A 21,242-nucleotide genomic window follows, 5' to 3' on the forward strand; every position below is an offset into this window, starting at 1 on the left:
CACCAGGGCCGCCAGCCCCCGCCCCCCTCGCGCACGCGACCTCTTGACGGACCATGAGCACGGCGGCCGGACCACGGGGCCTCCAGAGTCGTATTTCGCGGGGGGCGGGGGTGGGGGATGGGGAGTTGGCGCGGGACGCGCCTCGGGGGGATCTTGCTCGGGAGCGGTTTTATTTTGTTATGACGGATCGGTTCGCCAATGGGGTGGCGGGCAATGATCGGGGTGGGCTTGGGGGGGATCGGCTGGTCAATGGGTTCGATCCCGCGGACAAAGGGTTTTATCAGGGTGGGGATCTGGAAGGGCTGATCTCCAGGCTGGACTACGTCAAGGGGATGGGGAGTACCGCGATCTGGCTCACGCCGTCGTTCAAGAATCGGGCGGTGCAGGGCAGCGGGAGCGACGCGTCGGCGGGGTATCACGGGTACTGGATCACGGACTTCACGTCGATCGATCCGCATCTCGGGACCAACGCGGACATGAAGCGGCTGGTGCGGGAGGCGCACCGGCGGGGGATGAAGGTCTTTTTCGACATCATCACCAACCACACCGCCGACGTGGTGGATTACGCGGAGAAGACGTACTCCTATCGGACGAAGGCCGCTTATCCGTACGTCGACACGCAGGGGCGGCCGTTCGACGACAGCGACTACGCGGGTGAGGACGACTTCCCGAAGGTCGACCTGGACTCCTTCCCCTACACGCCGGTGGCGCCCAAGGGGGTCAAGACGCCGGGGTGGCTGAACGACCCGACGATGTACCACAACCGCGGGGACTCGTCGTTCAGCGGCGGGGAGAACGACGAGTACGGGGACTTCTCGGGGCTGGACGATCTGTGGACGGAACGGCCCGAGGTCGTCCGGGGCATGATCGACATCTACAGGACGTGGGTGCGGGACACCGGGATCGACGGGTTCAGGATCGACACCGCCAAGCACGTCGACATGAGGTTCTGGCAGCGGTTCGCCCCGGCGCTGGACGGCTACGCGGCCAGGCTCGGCAACGACCGGTTCTTCATGTTCGGCGAGGTCTACTCGGGCGACCCGGCCGTGACCAGCCGCTACTCCACCCGCGGCGGGCTGGACGCGACGCTGGACTTCCCCTTCCAGGAGGCCGCGCGGTCGTACAGCGGCGGCACGGCGGGCGCGGCGCGGCTGGCGCAGCTGTACGCGGGCGACGACCGTCACACCAAGGCGGACGCGGGCGCGCAGTCCCTGCCGACGTTCCTCGGCAACCACGACATGGGACGCATCGGCAGGTTCGTCACGCAGGACAACCCGGGCGCGCCGGAAGCCGAGCTGCTGCGGCGGGACCTGCTGGCGCACGAGCTGATGTACCTCACCCGCGGGCAGCCGGTGATCTACTACGGCGACGAGCAGGGCTTCACCGGCAAGGGCGGCGACAAGGACGCCCGGCAGACGATGTTCGCCTCCCGCACCCCGAGCTACCTCACCGACGACCTCATCGGCACGGCCGCCACGCACGCGCAGGACAACTACGTGCCCGCGCACCCCATCTACCAGGGCGTCAAGACGCTCGCCGCGCTGCGGGACGCGCACCCGGCGCTGGCCGACGGCGCCCAGGTGGAGCGCCTGGCCGAGGGCGGCCTGTACGCCTTCTCCAGGATCGGCGCGAAGCAGCGGGTCGAGTACGTCGTCGCGGTCAACAACGCCGAGACCGCGGCGACCGCGGACGTGCCCACGTACTCGGCGGGCATGGCCTTCACCAAGGTGTACGGCGAGGGCGCGGCGTCGGCCACCTCTGGGGCCGGCCGGGCCCTGCGGCTGACCGTGCCGCCGCTGTCGGCCGTGGTCTACCGCGCCGCGGCCCCACTGGCCGCCCCGGCCGCCGGCCCGGCCGTCTCGGTGATCCTCCCGGGCGCCGAGCTCACCCCGCCCGCCGACGGGCGGATCCCCGTCGGCGCGACCGTGCCGGGCACAGGATTCGACCAGGTGACGTTCGCCGCGAAGACCGGCGACGGGCCCTGGAAGGTGCTCGGCACCGACGACGCCCCCACCAACGTGGACGGGCAGCGCCTGTTCCGGGTGTACCACGACCTCACCGGCCTGGCCCCGGGCACCCAGGTCACCTACAAGGCGGTGGTGAAGGACTCGGCGGGCCGGTTCGCCTCCGCGTCGGCGGGCGCCACGGTGGGCGCCCCGCCCGACCCGCAGGAGCCGGGCGCGGTCACCCGGGACTGGCTGGTGGTGCACTACAAGCGCGCCGGCTACGACGGCTGGGGCCTGCACGTGTGGGGCGACGTCGAGCAGCCCACCACGTGGGACGCCCCGCTGCCGCTGAACGGCGAGGACGCCTACGGCCGGTTCGCCTGGATCAGGCTGAAGCCGGGCGCGGCGAGCGTCGGGATCATCGCCCACCGGGGCGACGAGAAGGACGGCGGGGACCGCCTGGTCGACCCGGCCAGGAACGGCGAGGTGTGGCTGTCCGAGGGCAAGCCCGGCACCTTCGCCTCCCAGGCCGCCGCGCAGGGCTACGCGACGGTCCACTACCACCGCCCGGACGGCCAGTACGACGGCTGGGGACTGCACCTGTGGGGCGACGCCGTCGCGGACGGCGCCGGCACCGAGTGGGCGACGCCCCGCGTGCCGGACGGCACCGACTCCTACGGCGCGTTCTGGCGGGTCCCGCTGAAGGACCCCGGCGTCCCGCTGAACTACATCGTGCACAAGGGTGACGCCAAGGACCCCGGCCCGGACCAGTCGTTCGTCCCGGCGGCCCGCCCCGAGGCGTACGTGAACTCGGGCGACGCCACCGTCCATCCGACCCGCGCCGCCGCGGAGAAGGTCGCCGTCCTGCATTACCGCCGCCAGGACGGGAACTACGACGGCTGGGGACTGCATGTGTGGAGCGGCGCGGCGAACCCCACCGAGTGGGCGGCACCGCTCCAACCGGCGGGGACGGACCGATTCGGGGTGTACTTCCGGGTGCCGCTCGCCGAGGGGGCGACGAGCCTGAGCTACATCATCCACAGGGGCGACGAGAAGGACCTGCCGGACGACCAGTCGCTCGACCTGGCGTCCACCGGCAACGAGGTGTGGCTGCTCGCGGCCACCCCGGGTCATCTGCTGCCGCAACCCCCGGCGCGCGGCGCGGACGCCGACCTGGCCAAGGCCAGGGCCCACTGGATCGACCGGAACACGGTCGCCTGGGACCGCGAGCCGTCCACCTCGTCGGTGTACGCGCTGGCGTTCTCCGCCAAGGGCGACATCGCGTACGAGGACGGCGACCTGACCGGGGACGTCCGCCTGATCCGCCTGCGGGCGGGCGGCGCACTCACCGACGCGCAGAAGGCCAGGTGGCCGCACCTCGCCGCCTACACGGCGTTCACCGTCGACCCCCGGGACGCCGCCCTGGCCCGGGACGCTGCGCGGCGCGGCCAGGTGGTCGCGCTGGAGCGCAACGCGGCGGGCGCGCTGCTCACCGCGACCGGGGTGCAGATCCCCGGCGTGCTGGACGACCTGTACGCGGGGGCGGCCACGGCGGCCCTCGGCCCGGTGTGGTCCGGCGGGGCGCCGCGGGTGTCGGTGTGGGCGCCGACGGCCCGCAAGGTGGAGCTGGCGCTGTACCGCGACCCGAGAGGCGGCGCCCGCACCGTGCACGAGATGCGACGCGACGACGCGACCGGCGTGTGGTCGGTGCGCGGCGAGCCGTCGTGGAAGAACCGGTACTACACGTTCCTGGTCAGCGTGTACGCCCCGGCGGCGGGCGGGGTGGTCGTCAACGAGGTGACCGACCCGTACGGCCTGTCGCTGGCGGCGGACTCGGCGCGCAGCCAGCTGGCCGACCTGTCCGACGGCGCGCTGCGCCCCGGCGGGTGGTCGTCGCTGCGCAAGCCGCCCGCCGTCCCCCAGGGCCGGGCGTCGGTGTACGAGCTGCACGTGCGGGACTTCTCCGCCTCCGACACCACCGTCCCCGCGGCGCGACGCGGCACGTACGCGGCGTTCACCGGCGACTCGGCCGGGATGCGGGAGCTGCGGGCGCTGGCCGCCGACGGCCTGACGCACGTGCACCTGCTCCCGGCGTTCGACATCGGCAGCGTGCCCGAGCGCCGCGCCGACCGCACCGAGCCGGACTGCGACCTGGCCGCGATGCCCGCCGACTCCGAGCAGCAGCAGGCGTGCCTGGCGCGCACGGCCGCCAAGGACTCGTTCAACTGGGGCTACGACCCGGTGCACTACACCGTGCCCGAGGGTTCCTACGCGTCCGACCCCGACGGGACGCGGCGGATCGGCGAGTTCCGCGAGATGGTCGCCGGGCTGAACGGCGCCGGGCTGCGGGTGGTGATGGACGTCGTCTACAACCACACCTACGCCGCCGGGCAGGACCCGAAGTCGGTGCTGGACCGCATCGTGCCCGGCTACTACCACCGGCTGCTGGAGGACGGCACGCTCGCCACGTCCACCTGCTGCGCCAACACCGCGCCCGAGCACGCCATGATGGGCAGGCTCGTGGTCGACTCGGTGGTCACCTGGGCCAGGGAGTACAAGGTGGACGGCTTCAGGTTCGACCTGATGGGCCACCACCCGAAGGCCAACATGGTGGCCGTGCGGGCCGCGCTGGACAAGCTCACCCTCGCCAAGGACGGCGTGGACGGCAAGGCGATCGTCCTGTACGGCGAGGGCTGGAACTTCGGCGAGGTGGCGAACGGCGCGCGGTTCCCGCAGGCGACCCAGGCGAACATGGCGGGCACCGGCATCGGCACCTTCAACGACCGGCTGCGCGACGCGGTGCGCGGCGGCGGGCCGTTCGACGGCGACCCGAGGATCCAGGGCTTCGGCTCCGGCCTGGCGGGCGCCCCCAACGGCTCCCCCGCCAACGGCACGGCCGACCAGCAGCGCGACCGGCTCCGGCACTACGAGGACCTCATCAAGGTCGGGCTGAGCGGCAACCTGAAGGACTACCGCTTCACCGGCTCCACCGGGCAGGAGGTGACCGGCGCGCAGGTCGACTACAACGGCTCCCCCGCCGGTTACACCGCCGCGCCCGGCGAGGCGGTGACGTACGTCGACGCGCACGACAACGAGACGCTGTTCGACGCCCTGGCCTACAAGCTGCCGCAGGCCACGCCGATGGCCGACCGGGTACGCATGCAGTCGCTGTCGCTGGCCGCGGCCGTGCTGTCGCAGGGCACCGCGTTCCTGCACGCGGGGAGCGAGCGGCTGCGCTCCAAGTCGCTGGACCGCAACTCCTTCGACTCCGGCGACTGGTTCAACCGGCTGCTGTGGGACTGCGCGACGGGCAACGGCTTCGGCGGCGGCCTGCCCCCGGCCGGGGACAACGAGCCCAAGTGGCAGTACGCCCGGCCGCTGCTCGCCGACCCGGCGCTCAAGCCGGACTGCGCGGCGATCGGCGCGGCCAGGAAGCAGTTCGGCGAGCTGCTGCGGATCAGGTCGTCCTCGCCGGCCTTCGGGCTCGGCTCGGCGGCCGAGGTGCAGCGGCGCCTGAGCTTCCCCGAGCAGACCGGCGACCCGGGTGTGATCGCCATGCACCTGGACACCGCGGGCGCCGACCCCCGGTGGAAGTCGATCACCGTGGTGTTCAACGCGACCCCGGGGCAGCGCACGGCGGCCGTGCCCGCGCTGCGCGGCGCCGCGGCGGTGCTGCACCCGGCGCAGGCGGCCGGGGCCGACCCGGTCGTCAAGCAGTCGGCGTTCGACCCCGCGACCGGCGCGATCACCGTCCCGGCCCGGACGGTGGCGGTGTTCGTGCGCGGCTAGCGGACACGCCCTCCCGCCGGGAGGGACGCCGGGCCGGGTGTTGCAGCACCCGGCCCGGCGGGGAACCCATCCATCAAGCCTGGAGGCCCCCCACGTGAGATCCTACAAATCCCGCCCCCACCCCCTGACCGCCGCCGGCGTGCTGCTCGCGTGCCTGCTGGCGCTGCTCACCGTCCCCCTGGCGGCCCCCGCGCACGCCGCGCCGCCCGGGGACAAGGACGTGATCGCCAACCTCTTCTCCTGGAACTGGCCGTCGGTGGCCGCCGAGTGCGCCAACGTGCTCGGCCCGGCCGGGTACGGCGGCGTGCAGGTGTCCCCGCCGCAGGACTCCCTGAAGCGGTCCGGCACCCACTCCTGGTGGGAGCTGTACCAGCCCGCCGCCTACGACATCGCCGGACGGCTCGGCAACCGGACGCAGTTCGCCTCGATGGTGCAGGCCTGCCACGCCGCCGGGGTCAAGGTGTACGCCGACGCGGTGATCAACCACATGACCGGCCAGGGGGCCACGTCGTACGGCGGCCGGAGCTTCACCAAGTACAACTATCCCGGGACGTACTCGGGGGCCGACTTCCACTACCACCCGGGCGCCTGCGGCAACTCCGACAACCTCATCCACGACGGCGACTACGCCGGCAGCGCGAACAACGTGCAGCGCTGCGAGCTGGTCGGGCTGGCCGACCTGGACACCGGCGCCGAGTACGTGCGCTCCCGGATCGCCGCCTACCTCAACGACCTGACCAGCCTCGGCGTGGACGGCTTCCGCGTCGACGCGGTGAAGCACATGAGCCCGGCCGACCTCTCGTCGATCTACGGGCGGCTGAACGGCTCGCCGTACATCTTCCAGGAGGTCATCTACGGCGCCGGGGAGGCCGTCCAGCCGAGCCAGTACACCGGCCTGGCCGACGTGATGGACTTCCAGTACGGCCGCTACCTCAAGCAGAAGTTCGAGGGCGCGATCTCCGACCTGCAGACCTTCGGGGCGAGCTGGGGCGGCATGCAGCCGAGCGCCAAGGCGGTGACCTTCGTCACCAACCACGACACCGAGCGCAACGGCTCCACCCTCACCTACAAGAACGGCGCGACCTACACGCTGGCCAACGTCTTCCAGCTGGCCTGGCCGCACGGCGCGCCGCAGATCTACGACGGCTTCACCTTCACCGACAACGACTCCTCGCCGCCCTCGGACGGCAACGGCTACGTGACCGCCGCGAACTGCTCGTCCGGGTGGACCTGCCTGCACCGGGACGGCGCGGTCAACGCCATGGTGGGCTTCCGCAACGCGGTGCGCGGCACCGCGGTGGCCAACTGGAGCGCGCCGAACTCCAACGTCATCGGGTTCAGCCGGGGCTCCGCGGGCTGGGTGGCGATCAACAACGGCGGCGGCGCGCACACCGGGTCGTTCCCCACCGGGCTGCCCGCCGGGACGTACGCCAACCTGCTCGGCTCCGGCTCGGTGACGGTCGGCTCCGGCGGCACGGCCACGGTGACCGTCCCGGCCAAGGGCGCGGTCGCCATCCGCACCGGCGGCACCCCGCCGGGGTCCGTCTCCACGTCGTTCAACGTGGACGCCACCACCGTCTGGGGCCAGAACGTGTTCGTGGTCGGCAACGTCCCCGAGCTCGGCTCGTGGAGCCCGGCGGCGGCGGTGCCGCTGTCGTCGGCGACCTACCCGATCTGGCGCGGGACCACCGGCCTGCCGCCCGGCATGGCGATCCAGTACAAGTACATCAAGAAGAACCCCGACGGCTCGGTCACCTGGGAGAGCGACCCGAACCGCTCGTTCACCACCCCCGCCTCCGGCACCGCGACCAGGAACGACACCTGGCGCTGACCGGGGACGGCGACCGGCCGGCGACGTCCGGCACCGGGGCCGCGCCCGCCACGGGCGCGGCCCCGCGTCGGCGCGGCCCCGCGTCGTTACGGGCGTGTCGACCGGGTGAGGCACCGGTCACGGCGAATTTCCGCCCCGACATGACGCTGAAACGCCCTTGTGTGATCCTCCTGACAGAAATCATCAGCGGGAGTCGGGAGGCGAGCGGGGATGACGTCCATCTTCGATCAGGTCGGCGGCGCGACGGCGGTCTCCGCCGTGGTCGACGAGTTCTACTCCCGCGTGCTCGCCGACCCCACCCTGGCGGGGTACTTCGCCGGGACCGACGTGATCAAGCTGAAGGCCCACCAGCGCAGCTTCGTCGCCGCCGCCCTGGGCGGCCCGCAGGAGTACCGCGGCCGGAGCATGGACGAGGCGCACGCGGGACTCGGCATCACGCCGGACGACTTCGACACCGTGGTCACCCACCTGGCGGGCGCGCTCGCCCACCTCGGGGTGCCCGACGAGACGATCGTCACCATCGCGGGCGCGCTGGCGCCGCTCAAGGATCAGATCACCGGGGACCAGGCCGCGGCCTGAACCCGCACACCGGATCCCGCGGGCCCTCGCGGGGAGTCCCGCGTCAGAGCCGGAGGCGGGCGAACAGTGGCGCGTGGTCGGAGTCGGCGGCGTTCTTGCGGGCGCCGGGGTCACCGGTGACCGACGGGAGGCCGTGCCCGACCAGGGAACGCATCTCGTCGACCCGTTCCAGCAGCGCGCGGCTCACCATGATGTGGTCGATCAGCTCGCCCTTGCCCTGATGCACCCGGGAGAACCCCTCCCCCTCGGGAAGCAGCGCGGCGAGGTTCCACAGCCGCCACGCGTCGCCCCGGTCGGGCCGGAACGCGCCCGCCGTGCCGAGCTCGGACCCGGGCGGGCCGAGCACGATCTGCGTGGTCGCGGCCTGGGGCTCGTCGTTGAAGTCGCCGACCACGACCACCGGCCGCTGCTGCCCCTGCCCGGCGATGAGCCGGTCGGCCACGCCGCGCAGCGTGGTGGCCTCGGCCGCCCGCCGGTACAGGGCGTAGGCGCCGAACCGGGCCCGCTCCCCCTCGTCGCGCGGCTGGAACCGCCCGCCGGGGAAGCTGAGCAGCTTGGACTTCAGGTGCACCACGACGAGGTCCAGGGTGACGCCGGGGCTCGGCTCGATCCGGGCGGCCAGCATGCCGCGGCTGGTCTGGCCGGTCAGCGGGCCGGCGTCCGTGGTCTGCACGGCGGCCAGCGGCGCGGTGAACGCCGTGACGTCCGCCTGCGCGGTGACCGGGACCCGGCTGATCACCCCGACGCGGATGCCGCGGGTGTCGGGATGACCCGACAGCACCGTGTGCCAGTCGCCGCCCAGCTCCTTCACCAGGTCGCCGAGGGCCTCGGGCTGGCCGACCTCCTGGACGCCGAGCGCGTCCGGGGCGAAGCCGTTGATGGTCTCGGCCATCGCGGCGAGCTTGGCCCGGTAGGCCTCCTCGCTGTCCGGCCCGAACTCGCCCCCCGGGCGGTACAGATTCTCCAGGTTCCATGTGCCGACGACGACCATGGCCACTCCCAACCCCTGTGTGGCGCGGGCAGACATCACCGGCCCGCTGATCCCCCACTATTCAGCACAAGATGCCGATCGTCCTAGCTTTCCCCGTTTTTAGCGTGGATCGGTCCCAACTGGGGTTTAGCTGTCGGCAGAGCGGGCTAGGGCGGCACTAACGGGACGAACCGATGCACAGCGAGGAGACGCAATGCTCACGCTGACTGACACCGCCGCACAGGTGATCCGTGACCTCAACGCCCAGACCGGCGAGCCGGGCGAGAGGGGCATCCGCATCTCGTCGCAGGAGGACGACGCGGGCTCGCTGATGTTGTCGGTCGCCGAGGGGCCGCAGAACACCGACAAGGTGGTGGAGAGCGGCGGGGCCCGGGTCTACCTGGACCCGATCGCCGCGAGCGTCCTCGAGGACAAGGCCCTCGACGCCGACGTCGACGACCAGGGCGGCGTCTCCTTCCACGTGGAGAACCAGGCCACCTGAGCCGGTGGACCGGTACCGGTGCGGCGGGTCACGCCGCACCGGCCGTCCTGGGTCCACCTCTGGGCGGGCCTGCAGTCTAGGTCCACCTCTGGGCGGGCCGGCCGTCGCAGGTGGCGACGATCACGCCGGAGCCGTTGCCGGTGCCGGTGACGCCGAGGCACAGGTTGTTGGCCACGCTGGTGACGGTGCCGTCGGAGTTGCGGTTCCATCGCTGGTTGTCGCCTGTGTGGCAGTCGTAGAGCTGCACGCGGGTGCCGGGGCCCGCGCCGGTCGGTGAGTCCACGCACTTGCCGAGGAGCCGAAGCTGCTTGCCGGAGGTGTAGGTGAACCTCTGGCTGGGGCTGGTGCGGCAGTCGTAGATCCGCAACCGCGTGCCGTTGGCGGTGGCGCCGTTCGGCGATTCCACACACCGGCCGGCCGCGTCGTTGCGCAGCCGGAACGTGGTTCCCGGCGTGGGCGTCACCGTGGGTGTGACCGTCGGGGTCACCGTGGGGGTGACGGTCGGGCTCGGGCCGGCGGCGTTGAGCGCGTTCAGCACCGCGTCGTAGGCGGGCTTCTTGTTGCTGCCGCTGAACAGCAGCGGGGTGTCGCTCGACCGCCAGGAGTCCTGGTCGCGCACGCCCCAGACGGTGATGCCGGTGCACCGGGCGACGGCCAGGCAGTCGTTGACGACGGCGGCATAGGTCTGGGCGGGGGCAAGTTGGATGTCCAGTTCGGTGATCTGGACGTCGACGCCGAGGGCGGCGAAGCTGGAGATGGTGGTGCGGAAGTTGCTGTTGTAGGGGCTTCCGCTGTTGAAGTGCGCCTGCAGGCCCACGCAGTCGATCGGCACGCCGCGCGACTTGAAGTCTCGGACCATGGTGTAGACGCCCTGCGTCTTCGCCGCGGTCCAGTTGTCGATGTTGTAGTCGTTGTAGCAGAGCTTGGCGGCGGGGTCGGCGGCGCGCGCGGCGCGGAACGCGGCCTCGATCCAGTCGTCGCCGGTGCGCTGGAAGTTGGAGTCGCGCCGCCCGCCGCCGCTGTCGGCGAAGGCCTCGTTGACCACGTCCCAGGCGTAGATGGTGCCCTTGTAGTGGTCCATCACGCCGGTGATGTGGTCGATCATCGCCTGACGCAGCGCACTGCCCGACAGCGACTGCAGCCATCCGGGCTGCGCGGCGTGCCAGACCAGGGTGTGGCCGCGGACCCGTTTGCCGTTCTGCACGGCCCAGCTGTGGATCCGGTCAGCGTTGGTGAAGGTGAACTGCCCCCGGGCGGGCTCGGTGGCGTCGAGCTTCATCTCGTTCTCGGGCGTCACCATGTCGAACTCGCGGTTCGCGATCGTGGTGTACGCCGAGTCGCCGAGTTTGCCGGCGCTGATGGCGGTGCCGAAGTACCGGCCGCTCTGCGCGGCCGCCGCACCGAGCGTGCTCTCCGCCGCATCCGCGGAGTACGGCACCGTCAGCGCCGTGACGGCACCGAGCGCCGCGAGGGCGCCGGCGACGAGGGCCCGGCGGGGGCCGCCGAGAAGCCTTCGGGTCCCGGGCGGGGGCATGGCGTTCGCGCTCATGGCTGAGCCTCCACTGAAGCTGGGTGGGCGGGGACGGCAGCTCGCGTGATCGACGCCGCGCCCCGGCGACGGGAACGCACACCACAAAGGCGTCGCCTGCGGCGGCTCCCACCTCGTCCCACCCGGCAGGGGAAGACGCCTGGAGCACAGTGTGGGAAGGCCGACGAAATGTGTCAATAGAGTTAAGAAACTTTCGGCGACCGAGGCCGCCCGGACCCGCCTCGTACTTGCCCGAATGGCTTATCCACGCTATGAAATTTTCGACCCGATCCATCGCCTCGACCGGAACGCCGGTCGCTGCGATCTTCCTCCTGTCACCCCTGCTGATCAGGTGCGAGCCTTCCCGGCAACACCGGACGAGCCGGACCCGGCCCTCCCGTGCGCCGGTGCGCCACGGCCCGGCCCCTTGACTGCGCCTTTCCCCCTCGTATTTGCTCCGCCCCACCACCACCTTCCGGTTCATCGGCAGGAGACGTGATCGAGCCTCGAATGTTAACGCTAACAGCGAGCGCCGTGCTCGGCGATCGGAGTCCGGCCGCGACGTCCATCGTCTCCGCGGCAATCGTCGACGAAATTGAAAATGCCAAATGTTAACGCGCACAGAGATTGTCGGCAGGACCTGCCCGCCGACGCCCGGGAAGGGATGAGCATGCGTACGTGGAGACGATGGTCGGCCGCGGCGCTCCTGGCCGTGGTCGTGGCGGTGGCGGGCACAGGTGTCGCCGGCGCCGAGTCCAACGGCGGGGTGCGGGTGATGCCGCTGGGCGACTCGATCACCGAGGGCACCCAGGTGCCGGGCGGATACCGCATCGGCCTGTGGCAGCGCCTGGCCGCCGGCCGCTACACGGTGGACTTCGTCGGATCGCAGTTCAACGGACCGGGCGGTCTGGGCGACCACGACCACGAGGGACATCCCGGGTGGCGGATCGACCAGATCGACGCCAACATCGCCGGCTGGCTCCGCACCTACACCCCCCGCACGGTGCTGCTGCACATCGGCACCAACGACATCCTGCAGAACTACAACGTCTCCTCCGCGCCCCAGCGGCTGTCCACGCTGATCGACCGCATCACCACGGGGGCGCCGAACGCCGAGGTCTTCGTCGCGACCATCATCCCGCTGTCGAACTCCGGCCAGGAGGCGTCCGCCCGCAACTTCAACGCGGCCGTCCCCGGCATCGTGCAGAGCAAGGTCGCCAACGGCAAGCACGTCCATCTGGTCGACATGCACAGCAAGCTGACCACCGCCGACCTGATCGACGGCGTCCACCCCACCTCCGGCGGCTACGACAAGATGGCCGCCGCCTGGTACGCGGCGCTCCAGTCGGTCCCCGGCAGCATCGGCCAGGGCCCCACCCCGACGCCTACGCCGACCCCCACCCCGACACCCACCCCGACGCCGACACCCACCCCCACGCCGACACCCACGCCGACACCCACGCCGACACCGACACCGACGGCGGGCGGCAAGTCGTGCTCGGCCGTGTACTCGCTGACGGGGCAGTGGCCGGGCGGGTTCCAGGCCGCGGTCACCGTCACGGCCGGTGGTTCGGCCATCTCCTCCTGGACGGTCACCTGGCAGTTCGCCAACGGCCAGACGGTCACCCAGGCATGGAGCACCACGATCAGCGCGAGCGGATCGCAGGTCACCGCCCGCAACGTCGACTACAACGGCTCGCTCGGCGCCGGGTCGAGCACGCAGTTCGGGTTCCTCGGCAACGCGAACGGGACCAACAGCGTGCCGGTGGCGACCTGCACCGCGAGCTGACCGGCTCCTTACGGCGTCCCGGCCAACCTCCGAACGAAAGGACACGCCGTGAATCGAAGACTCAGAGCCGTTCTTGCGGCGGCCGCCTTGCCTTTTGTGGTCGCGAGCATGCTGCTGGCGGTCCGGTCCGCTGAAGCCGCCTCGCTGACCCGGGTGACCGGCTTCGGTACCAACCCGACGAACCTGAACATGTACATCTACGTGCCGGACAGGGTCGCGGCACGGCCGGCGCTGCTCCTCCTCGTCCACTACTGCAGCGGCACGGCAAGCGCCATCTTCAACGGCAACGGCCACGACTACGTCACCGCGGCCGACCGCTACGGGTACATCATCGTGCTCCCCGAGGCCACCCGTGAGGGCCGCTGCTTCGACGTGTCCACGGCGGCGGGGCTCAGGCGGAACGGCGGCAGCGACTCGACCGGCATCATGTCGATGGTCAGCTACGCCCGGCAGCGCTACAACGTCGACCCGGGCCGCATCGTGGTCAGCGGCTTCTCCTCCGGCGCGATGATGACCAACGTGCTCGCCGCCCAGTATCCCGACGTGTTCTCGGCCGGCTCGGCCTTCTCCGGTGTGCCCGCCGGGTGCTTCGCCACCACGAACGGGTCCCTGTGGAACAGCCAGTGCTCCGGCGGGCAGCTCATCAAGACCGCGCAGCAGTGGGGCGACCAGGCACGGGCCATGTACGCGGGGTACACCGGCCGCTATCCGCGCATGCAGTTGTGGCACGGCACCACGGACACCACGCTGGCCTACCCGAACTACGGGGAGGAGATCAAGCAGTGGACCAACCTGCACGGCCTGAGCCAGACCCCGGCGTTCACCGACCGCCCCCAGTCCAGCTGGACCCGGACCCGGTACGGCAGCACGGGGACCCAGGCCACCATCGAGGGCATCAGCATCAGCGGCGTCGGGCACCAGCTGCCGATGAGCGGCCAGCTGAGTTACGCGATCTCCTTCCTCGGGCTCGACACGACCCCGACACCCACGCCGACCCCCACCCCGACCCCCACCCCGACACCGACTCCCACCCCGACACCCACCCCGACACCGACTCCCACCCCCACGCCGACACCCACCCCGACACCCACGCCGACTCCGACACCCACCCCGACACCCACCGGTGGAACGGGCACCTGCCGCGTCACCGACGAAATCAACGCGTGGAACACCGGGCTGACGGAGAGCATCACCATCACCAACACCGGTTCCTCCGCCGTCAACGGCTGGTCGCTGGTCTTCACCCTCCCGGGCGGGCAGACCATCACCTCCGGATGGAACGCCACGTACACGCCCACCAGCGGCCAGGTCACGGCGACCAACGTCAGCTACAACGGCTCGCTGGCCCCCGGCGCGTCCACCTCCATCGGGTTCCAGGCCAACCACACCGGCAACGCCGCCGAACCCACCGCCTTCACCCTCAACGGAGCCGCCTGCACCGTCTCCTGACGGACCGCGCCTGACCCAGGCCCGCCGCCACGGGGACCCCCCTCCAGGGTTCCCGCGGCCGGCGGGGCGAGGCCGCGCCCTCTCGTGCCGTGGGGGCGCGGCCGACGCTCAGTAGCCGCGCACGTAGGCGAAGCCGAACAGGGAGTCCGCCGGGAGACCCGCCGTGTTGTGGCAGTAGACGTCCACCAGCAGCTCCGGCGGGCGGCTGTAGGAGGCGAACGTGCCGAGGAAGCAGTAGCGGCCGGGGCTGTTCGAGCTCACCTGGACGTTGTCCCAGGGCTTGCCGATGCCGTCGTAGATCACCCGGTAGTGGCCGGCGCCGAGGCGGGTGACCGACGGCGTCTCACCGGTGGAGCTCCACGAGTGCCGCGGGTCCACCGAGGGGGCCGCCGGGTCGCCCGTGGTGGTGAGGTACGCCGCCGGGACCGACGGGTCGTGGTGCAGACCGCCGTCCCGGATGTACGACAGCAGCCACGGGGAGTCGGCCCGCGTCTCCGGGCCGGCGCCGACGGCGTAGCAGCCGACGGCCACCTCCAGCCCGTCCGCGACGGGCGTGGTGCCCTCGGGGTGGCAGCGGGCGGGGGTCCCGGTGCCGTACGGGGTGATCTGGACGTATCCCGAGTCCGCCGCGAAGCCGGGGCCGTGCAGCGTCACGGTGTAGCGGCCGGTCCCGGTGCGGCGGACGTCGTCGACCCGCCCCTCGGAGTTGAAGGTGCCGTCGTTGACCACCGGCGCGAGGTCCGCGGTGCCGCCGGGCCGGTCGTAGCGGACGGTGGCGTACGGCGCGCCGCCGGGGGTGGCCGCGGCGAAGAAGATCGTGAACCACCAGTCGATCGGCGCCCCCGCCTGGTCGAGGCACCGCACCCGGACCGTCTCGTCCGGGCCGTCCTGCCCGTATCCGGCCACGGCGCAGGTGCGGCCCCGGTACGTGGTGCGGAACGCCGTCACGTGCGGCATCCCGCCCGCGGCGCCGACGTCGGGCAGGCGCACCTCGTACTCCCCCGTCCCGGTGCGCGTCACCGACGCCCGGTGACCGGCCGTGGCCGGGTCCCGCCGCCCGGTGGTCCACTGCACGTGGTTCAGGGGAACGGGGACGCCGACGGCGGGGGTCGCCTCGTTCATGTAGGCGTATCCCCAGCGCGGCGCGGGCACCGTGGGGGTGGCCGCGGCGGTCAGGGCCTCGAACAGCCGGGCCACGTTCCGCGCGTCCTCGGCGGCGCCGATCCCGGGGTCGGGCGGGGACAGCGGCAGGTGGGACTCGGGGGTGTCGCCGATGCGGAAGAGGATGTGCTCCCAGTCGTCGAACCCGGTGACGCCGTTCTGGTAGCCGTACTTGGTGGGATAGTGCACGCCAGGGTCCTCGACCTGCAGGTCGCCCGCCTGGCCCGGCACCGCGGGGGTGTCGCACTCACCGTCCCGGCCGGCGATGATCTTGCCCTCGAAGGGCTCGTCGTCGTCCACCGGCGTGGCGACCACCGGTTGGGCCGGTTGGCCCGCCGGAGTCCTGGGCGCCACGCAGACCTGGAAGCCGCTCATCACGTCGACACTCGCCGCGGCCACCGGGTCGGGAACGCCTCCGGCGCTGAAGTCCCAGTCCAGGCCCTGCCGGGCGTCGCCCACCCGCAGCGTCCGGGACGGGTCCCACCAGGCGGCCACCGAGTCGGCGAAAGCGCCGATCCCCGACACCTCGGGGAGCGCGTCGCGGCGCAGCGTGGGCAGCCGGGTGTCGGAGTAGTCGATGTGGCTCACCGATTCGAGGATGGCCCGCTGGGTGGCCGGGTCGAAGTCCGTGCCCTGCGGCATGCGTGCGAGCGTGGCCCGCCAGGCGCTCATGTCGGGAACGCCGATGGTGGAGTACCGGTAGTTCATGACCGACAGGTGGTTGGGCTTGAAGTTGGCGTGGTCGCCGCCGCCGTGCCCGAGGCCGAGCACGTGCCCGAGCTCGTGGACGAACGTGGCGGCCTGTGCGCGGTCGGTGGGGTCCTGGACGTTGCCCAGCGTCACCACGAAGTCGTTCTCCCGGGGACCGAGGCCCGAGGTGCCGCTGCTGTCGAGGCCGTTGTGGGTGTAGCCCCACAGGTTGTAGAAGAACACGCCCTCCCTGCCGGGCGTGAAGTGGTCTTCCCGCAGCTCATCGAACGGCGTCCGGCCGGTGACGGGGTCGGGCACGTTGAGCGGGGTCTCGCGCTCCTCGGGCGTCACCGTCAGGCCGTTGGACAGGTCGGTGAGCAGCTGGACCCCCGGGGTGGCCCCCCAGGCGTACGGGCAGGTCTCCGGCGCGTCCACCGGGGCCTCGTCGAACATGTCCACCGCCTCGTCCATCGCGGCACGGCTCGGGCGGTCGGATACGTCCCCCGCCTCGAACCAGTCGATCTCCACGGCGAGGGTCTTGCGGCACGGGTCGGCGCCGTGGTCGGGCAGCCAGCGGTCCACCAGGCCGTCCTCACCCAGCTTGCCGAACAGCTCGACGCGGTCGGTCAGGCCGTCGTGGTCGGTGTCCAGCGCCGGGTCCGGGTCCACCACCGGGAAGATCGGCGTGTGCCAGGTCTGGTTCGCGTTCTTCTCGAACCGGTGGATCACGGTGCCGGAGGCGGGCCGGTCGGCGTACACCCGCCGGGTGTCCCGGTCGACCAGCCGGAAGCCGGTCATGTCCCAGTTGTCGGCCCGCCAGTCCTCCGCCCGGTTGACGTGCCTGATCTCCAGGCCGCGGCCGAGCAGCGGCAGCGGCAGGCAGGGCGCCAGCCGGGCGTGCCAGGTGAACGTGGCGTGTTCCAGGTCGCCGGTGCCGCCGTTGTGGTAGCGGACCCCGCCGGGCTGCTCGTTGCCGGGTTCGCCGTCGGCGTTCTCGTAGACGTAGGGGTCGACGCGGCCGTCGCCGTTCCAGTCCTCGAAGATCAGCCGCTGGCCGCCCAGCGACACGTGCTCCTCTGAGTCGTCGCGCAGGCCGTCCCCGCCGGTGCTCACGGTGATCGTCACCCGGCACACGGCGTTGACGTCCCGCTGCGTGGTGCTCCAGGTGCCGTCGCCGGACGGGTCGTCCCCGAAACGGTGCACGGGCCCGTCGGCGGCCGGGCGGTCGAAGTAGACGCGCCGCGGCTCGTCCCTGTCCACGACCCGCAGGCCCTGCAGGTCCCAGTCGTCGCCGGCGGTGATCTGCTTGAACAGGAAGCCCTGGCGAAGCGTGGCGTCGCTGACGCAGTCGCGCAGCCGGGCGTGCCAGGTGAACGTGGTGTGCGGGCGGTCGCCGGTGCCGCCGCGGCGGAACGTGGTGCCCCCGCCGGGGTCGGGGGTGCCGTCGCCGTCGGAGTCCTCGAAGATGAACGTCCTGACCAGGTCGACGGGGTCCGCGGCCTGGTCGCCGAGGCTGACGGTGAGGATGGTGTCGTCGCGGATGCCGTCCGGCCCGGTGGTGACGACGAAGGTGACCCGGCAGACCACCCGGTCGTCGGCCAGCGCGGGCACGGCCGGGCCGAGCGCCGCGAGCGCGGCCATGGTGGCGAGGACGGCGAGCACGGCCCGCGGCCACCTCCGCCGGGACCGGGGGACCAGGGGGTCGGGATGCGCATGCCTGAACACGGGGCTTCCAATCGGCCGGACGCCATGACGGGTTCAGGATCATGCGGGCGGGCCGTCCTGTCATGAGCCGCCGATTACTCAATTCGCCGGCCGGCCGCGCCGCCGGCTACTCACCCGCGCATTGGCCGTGCCCCCGGAGGAACGGGAATCCGCGTCCCTCCGGGAGCGCCGGCGCCGGGCCAGTCCAGGTTGGCCCGGGTCGGGTTGAGGTGAGGGGTCCCGGGGCAGGTGCGTCCTCCTGTCCCCGGGACCCGGCCGTGGGGGCCCCGCGCGCGGGGCCGCGGTCTCACCTCATGAGGAGTACACCTCGAACTCCGACAGCTGGCCGGCGGGCCAGCCGGAGTTGGCGGTGAAGTTCAGCCGCAGGTGGCGGCGGTCGGTGGGCGTGAAGGTGATGGTCACCGTGTTGCCGGTCGCCGGGTTGAACGTGTAGGTGGCGGAGCCGGCCAGGGTGCCGTAGGACGAGCCGTCGGTGCTGCCGAGCACCGACAGCGTCTGGGTGCGGGTGGCCCAGGCGGTGGCGGGCGGCAGCTTGAGCACGACCCGGGCCACCCGGGTGGTCGCGCCGAGGTCCACGGTCACCGACTGCGGGAAGGCGTTGTTCACGCTCTCCCAGTAGGTGCTCGCGTTGCCGTCCACCACGTTGGCCGAGCCGTAGGTCTGGGCGTGGCCGCTCTCGGTGGTCGCCTTGCCGCGCGCCAGGTTGCCCGCAGTCGGCGTCGGCGTCGGGGTGGGTGTGGGGGTCGGGGTGGGTGTGGGGGTCGGGGTGGGTGTGGGGGTCGGGGTGGGGCTGGGCGTGGCGGCGGTGCCGTAGACCTCGAAGGACGACAGCTGCGCGGCGGGCCAGCCGGTGTTCCCGGTGAAGGTCAGCCGCACGTACCGCGCGGTCGCCGGGGTGAACGACACCGTCGCGGTGTTCCCCGAGGCCGGGTTGAACGTGCGCCCGGCCGCCCCGGCCAGCGGGAACCAGTTCGAGCCGTCGAGCGACCCGGACACGGCCACGGTCTGGGTGCGGGTGGCCCAGGCGGCGGGCGGCGGCAGCTTCATCACGACCTGCTGCACGGACGCCGGGCCGCACAGGTCCACGGTGATGGACTGCGGGAAGGCGTTGTTGGCCGACTCCCAGTAGGAGTCCGCGTTGCCGTCCACCGCGTTGGCCGGGGCGAACGTCTGGGTCTGGCTCGTCGCGGTGACCGTCCGGCCCCGGGCCATGTCCCCGGCGTTCGGGGTGCAGGGCGGCGACGGGGTCGGGGTGGGGGTCGGCGTGGGGGTCGGCGTCTGCGTGGGGCCGGTGGGCGTCGGGGTCGGGTTGGAGCCGCCGCCGCCCGGATAGATGTAGTTGGGCGCGGGCCAGGTGCCGGTGCAGACGCTGGAGGAGGGGCTCCAGCCGGAGTTCCCCGTGCCCTGGGTGACCTGGAAGCCCGAGCCGATGCAGTTGTGCATCGAGACCCCTGCGCCGATGTGGTCGGCCCGCACGTTGGTGAAGGTCGTGTTGGCCGCGGCCTGGGCCTGGATCATGTAGGTGCCCGTGCCGTCCACCCGCACGCCGGAGAAGTTGACCGTGCTGGTGCTGCCCTCGATGAAGTGGATGGCGGCGTAGGAGCTGTCCAGGATGTCGGTGTCGGTGACGTTGATGGTGGCGTTCACCGGCTCGTTGAGGCCGCTGAACCATATGGCGCCGACGCCGAAGTTCCAGTTGAAGTCGCTGTTGCCCGCGCGCAGCAGCGTGTTGCGGGCGACGGTGGTGGTGCCGGCGACCGCCGTGCCGCGCCCGGAGTTGACGCCGGGGTAGCGGTTGGCCACGTGGATGCCGCCGCCGTTGGTGATGGTGTCGGTGGCCACGTTGTCGGTGATCTTGATGTCCCTGCCGCCGTAGGTGACGAGGTTGTTGGCCAGGATCGGCAGGATCACGGTGTTGCGGGTGAAGGAGTTGTTCACGTTGGGCACCGTGTCGGACCACATGGCCAGGCCGTCGTCGCCGGTGTTGCGGACGAAGGTGTTGGTCACCGTGGAGTTGGTGACGCCCCAGTGGAAGTTCACGCCGTCGGCCGTCTGGTCCAGGATGCGGCTGTTCCTGATGGTGAAGTTGTTCATCGGGCCGTCCATCCAGGCCCCGACCTTGGTGTGCTGCATCCAGACGTTGTCGACCACCGAGTCGGTCAGCGCACCCCCGATGGCGTTGACCTGGTCGTTGTCCTCCCGCTCCATGATCTCGCCCATGATGGCGAAGTCGCGCAGCGTGACGTTGCGGCTGGGGCCGCCCGCCTCGTGCGGCCGGATGCCGCCGCCGTAGCCGCCGCCGGGGACGTACTTGCCGTAGACGCCGACGGCCCGGCTCCGGTCGGTGGGGTGGCGGCCGGTGAGCACGCTGTACCAGGGGCCGGCGCCGCGCAGCGTGACGCCGTCCACCACCACGTGGTCCCACAGGGTGTAGGTGCCCTCGGGGATCCAGACCTCGCGGCCCTGGGCCCGGCCAGCGTCCACGGCCGCCTGGAACGCCGCCGTGGAGTCGGCGCCGCCGTTGCGGGCCGCGCCGAAGTCGTCCACCGACAGCGATCCGGCGGGACGGGTGACGGCGCCGGGCACCAGCTCGAAGTCGGCCAGGTCGACGGTGATGGAGTTGGTCACCGCGGTGGTGGTGACCTGGACGGAGACACGGGCGCCCGCCTGGAGGGTGGAGCCGAGCAGGGTGCGGGTCTCGTCGTAGAAGTGGTGCGGGTTGTTGCCCGGGACGTTGCTGAACGGGTAGCCGCCGTAGTACCAGCCGTACCGGGAGGTCAGCGAGATGTCCTTCAGGCGGGTGCCGTTGACCCGGATCTCCGCCGAGGTGGTGAGGCCGGTGCCGGACGGGCTGTCGGGGATGCTGTAGCGCAGCGACATGGCGTTGGCCGGCTTGGTGAGGGTGAACTCCACGTACTGCCCGACCGCGCCGAGGCGCACGGCGCGGCGCCCCGACGCTTCGGACGGCAGGTGACCGTAGACGCGGTCCGGCCCGATGACCTGGCCGTTGGTGGTGGCGTGCGCGGGGTCCTCGGCCTCGAACTCGGTGAACGGGACGGTGGCGCCCCGCCCGGCGAAGTCCCAGGGGGAGTCGACGGCGGTGGCGGCCACCGCGCCGGGCGACAGGAGCGGCACGGACAGCGCTCCCGCGGCGAGGACGACGGCGGTGGCCGTGGCCCAGGCGCGTAACCTGCCGGTCTTGTTCATCGGCTGACCCTTCTGTGGCGAGGAGAAGAGCCGGGACGTTTTCGCGGTCAGGGACGCGCGGACCGTCACATGCCCG

General features: G+C 71.9%; 10 protein-coding genes. 6 read left to right on the forward strand and 4 right to left on the reverse strand.

Annotation, left to right across the window (positions count from 1 at the left end; all coding sequences use genetic code 11):
• The first annotated feature begins 179 nt into the window (after window positions 1–179).
• The 3 genes from pulA (at window position 180) to ACFP1K_RS35825 (ending at window position 8,145) form a co-directional block, all read left to right on the forward strand.
• The gene (gene pulA / locus ACFP1K_RS35815; RefSeq protein ID WP_380761916.1) at window positions 180–5,735 is read left to right on the forward strand and encodes a pullulanase-type alpha-1,6-glucosidase; all 5,556 of its coding nucleotides are present in this window, start codon (window positions 180–182) and stop codon (window positions 5,733–5,735) included.
• Window positions 5,736–5,829: 94 nt separating this feature from the next.
• Window positions 5,830–7,566, forward strand: a complete 1,737-nt coding sequence (locus tag ACFP1K_RS35820) for a carbohydrate-binding module family 20 domain-containing protein (RefSeq protein WP_380761918.1) — start codon at window positions 5,830–5,832, stop codon at window positions 7,564–7,566.
• Window positions 7,567–7,776: 210 nt separating this feature from the next.
• Entirely contained in the window at window positions 7,777–8,145 is a 369-nt protein-coding gene (locus tag ACFP1K_RS35825) for a group I truncated hemoglobin (RefSeq protein WP_380761920.1), read from the forward strand.
• Between the two features lie 43 nt (window positions 8,146–8,188).
• Here the strand turns inward: ACFP1K_RS35825 and ACFP1K_RS35830 are convergent, their stop codons facing one another.
• A complete protein-coding gene (locus ACFP1K_RS35830) occupies window positions 8,189–9,136 on the reverse strand; it encodes an endonuclease/exonuclease/phosphatase family protein (RefSeq protein WP_380761922.1) in 948 nt (315 codons plus the stop codon).
• A gap of 193 nt (window positions 9,137–9,329) precedes the next feature.
• Between ACFP1K_RS35830 and ACFP1K_RS35835 the strand changes: the two genes are divergently transcribed.
• Window positions 9,330–9,617, forward strand: a complete 288-nt coding sequence (locus tag ACFP1K_RS35835) for a Fe-S cluster assembly protein HesB (RefSeq protein ID WP_380761924.1) — start codon at window positions 9,330–9,332, stop codon at window positions 9,615–9,617.
• A 76-nt stretch (window positions 9,618–9,693) separates the two neighbouring features.
• Here ACFP1K_RS35835 and ACFP1K_RS35840 read toward each other — a convergent pair whose 3' ends face one another.
• Window positions 9,694–11,166 (reverse strand): endo-1,4-beta-xylanase, encoded by a 1,473-nt coding sequence (locus tag ACFP1K_RS35840; protein ID WP_380761926.1) that lies wholly within the window; start codon window positions 11,164–11,166, stop codon window positions 9,694–9,696.
• A gap of 649 nt (window positions 11,167–11,815) precedes the next feature.
• On the opposite strand from ACFP1K_RS35840, the gene ACFP1K_RS35845 reads away from it, so the two are divergent.
• Both ACFP1K_RS35845 and ACFP1K_RS35850 read left to right on the forward strand, forming a co-directional pair.
• Window positions 11,816–12,934 (forward strand): cellulose binding domain-containing protein, encoded by a 1,119-nt coding sequence (locus ACFP1K_RS35845; protein ID WP_380761928.1) that lies wholly within the window; start codon window positions 11,816–11,818, stop codon window positions 12,932–12,934.
• 108 nt (window positions 12,935–13,042) lie between these two features.
• Window positions 13,043–14,383, forward strand: a complete 1,341-nt coding sequence (locus ACFP1K_RS35850; protein ID WP_380761930.1) for an extracellular catalytic domain type 1 short-chain-length polyhydroxyalkanoate depolymerase — start codon at window positions 13,043–13,045, stop codon at window positions 14,381–14,383.
• A gap of 108 nt (window positions 14,384–14,491) precedes the next feature.
• Here ACFP1K_RS35850 and ACFP1K_RS35855 read toward each other — a convergent pair whose 3' ends face one another.
• Window positions 14,492–17,896 carry a hypothetical protein gene (locus ACFP1K_RS35855; protein WP_380761932.1) on the reverse strand — a complete coding sequence of 1,135 codons (3,405 nt, stop codon included), beginning with the start codon at window positions 17,894–17,896 and terminating at the stop codon, window positions 14,492–14,494.
• Window positions 17,897–18,250: 354 nt separating this feature from the next.
• The gene (locus ACFP1K_RS35860) at window positions 18,251–21,166 is read right to left on the reverse strand and encodes a discoidin domain-containing protein (protein ID WP_380761934.1); all 2,916 of its coding nucleotides are present in this window, start codon (window positions 21,164–21,166) and stop codon (window positions 18,251–18,253) included.
• Window positions 21,167–21,242: the final 76 nt, after the last annotated feature.

The organism is Sphaerisporangium aureirubrum (genome assembly GCF_042658925.1).
GTDB lineage: Bacteria > Actinomycetota > Actinomycetes > Streptosporangiales > Streptosporangiaceae > Sphaerisporangium > Sphaerisporangium aureirubrum.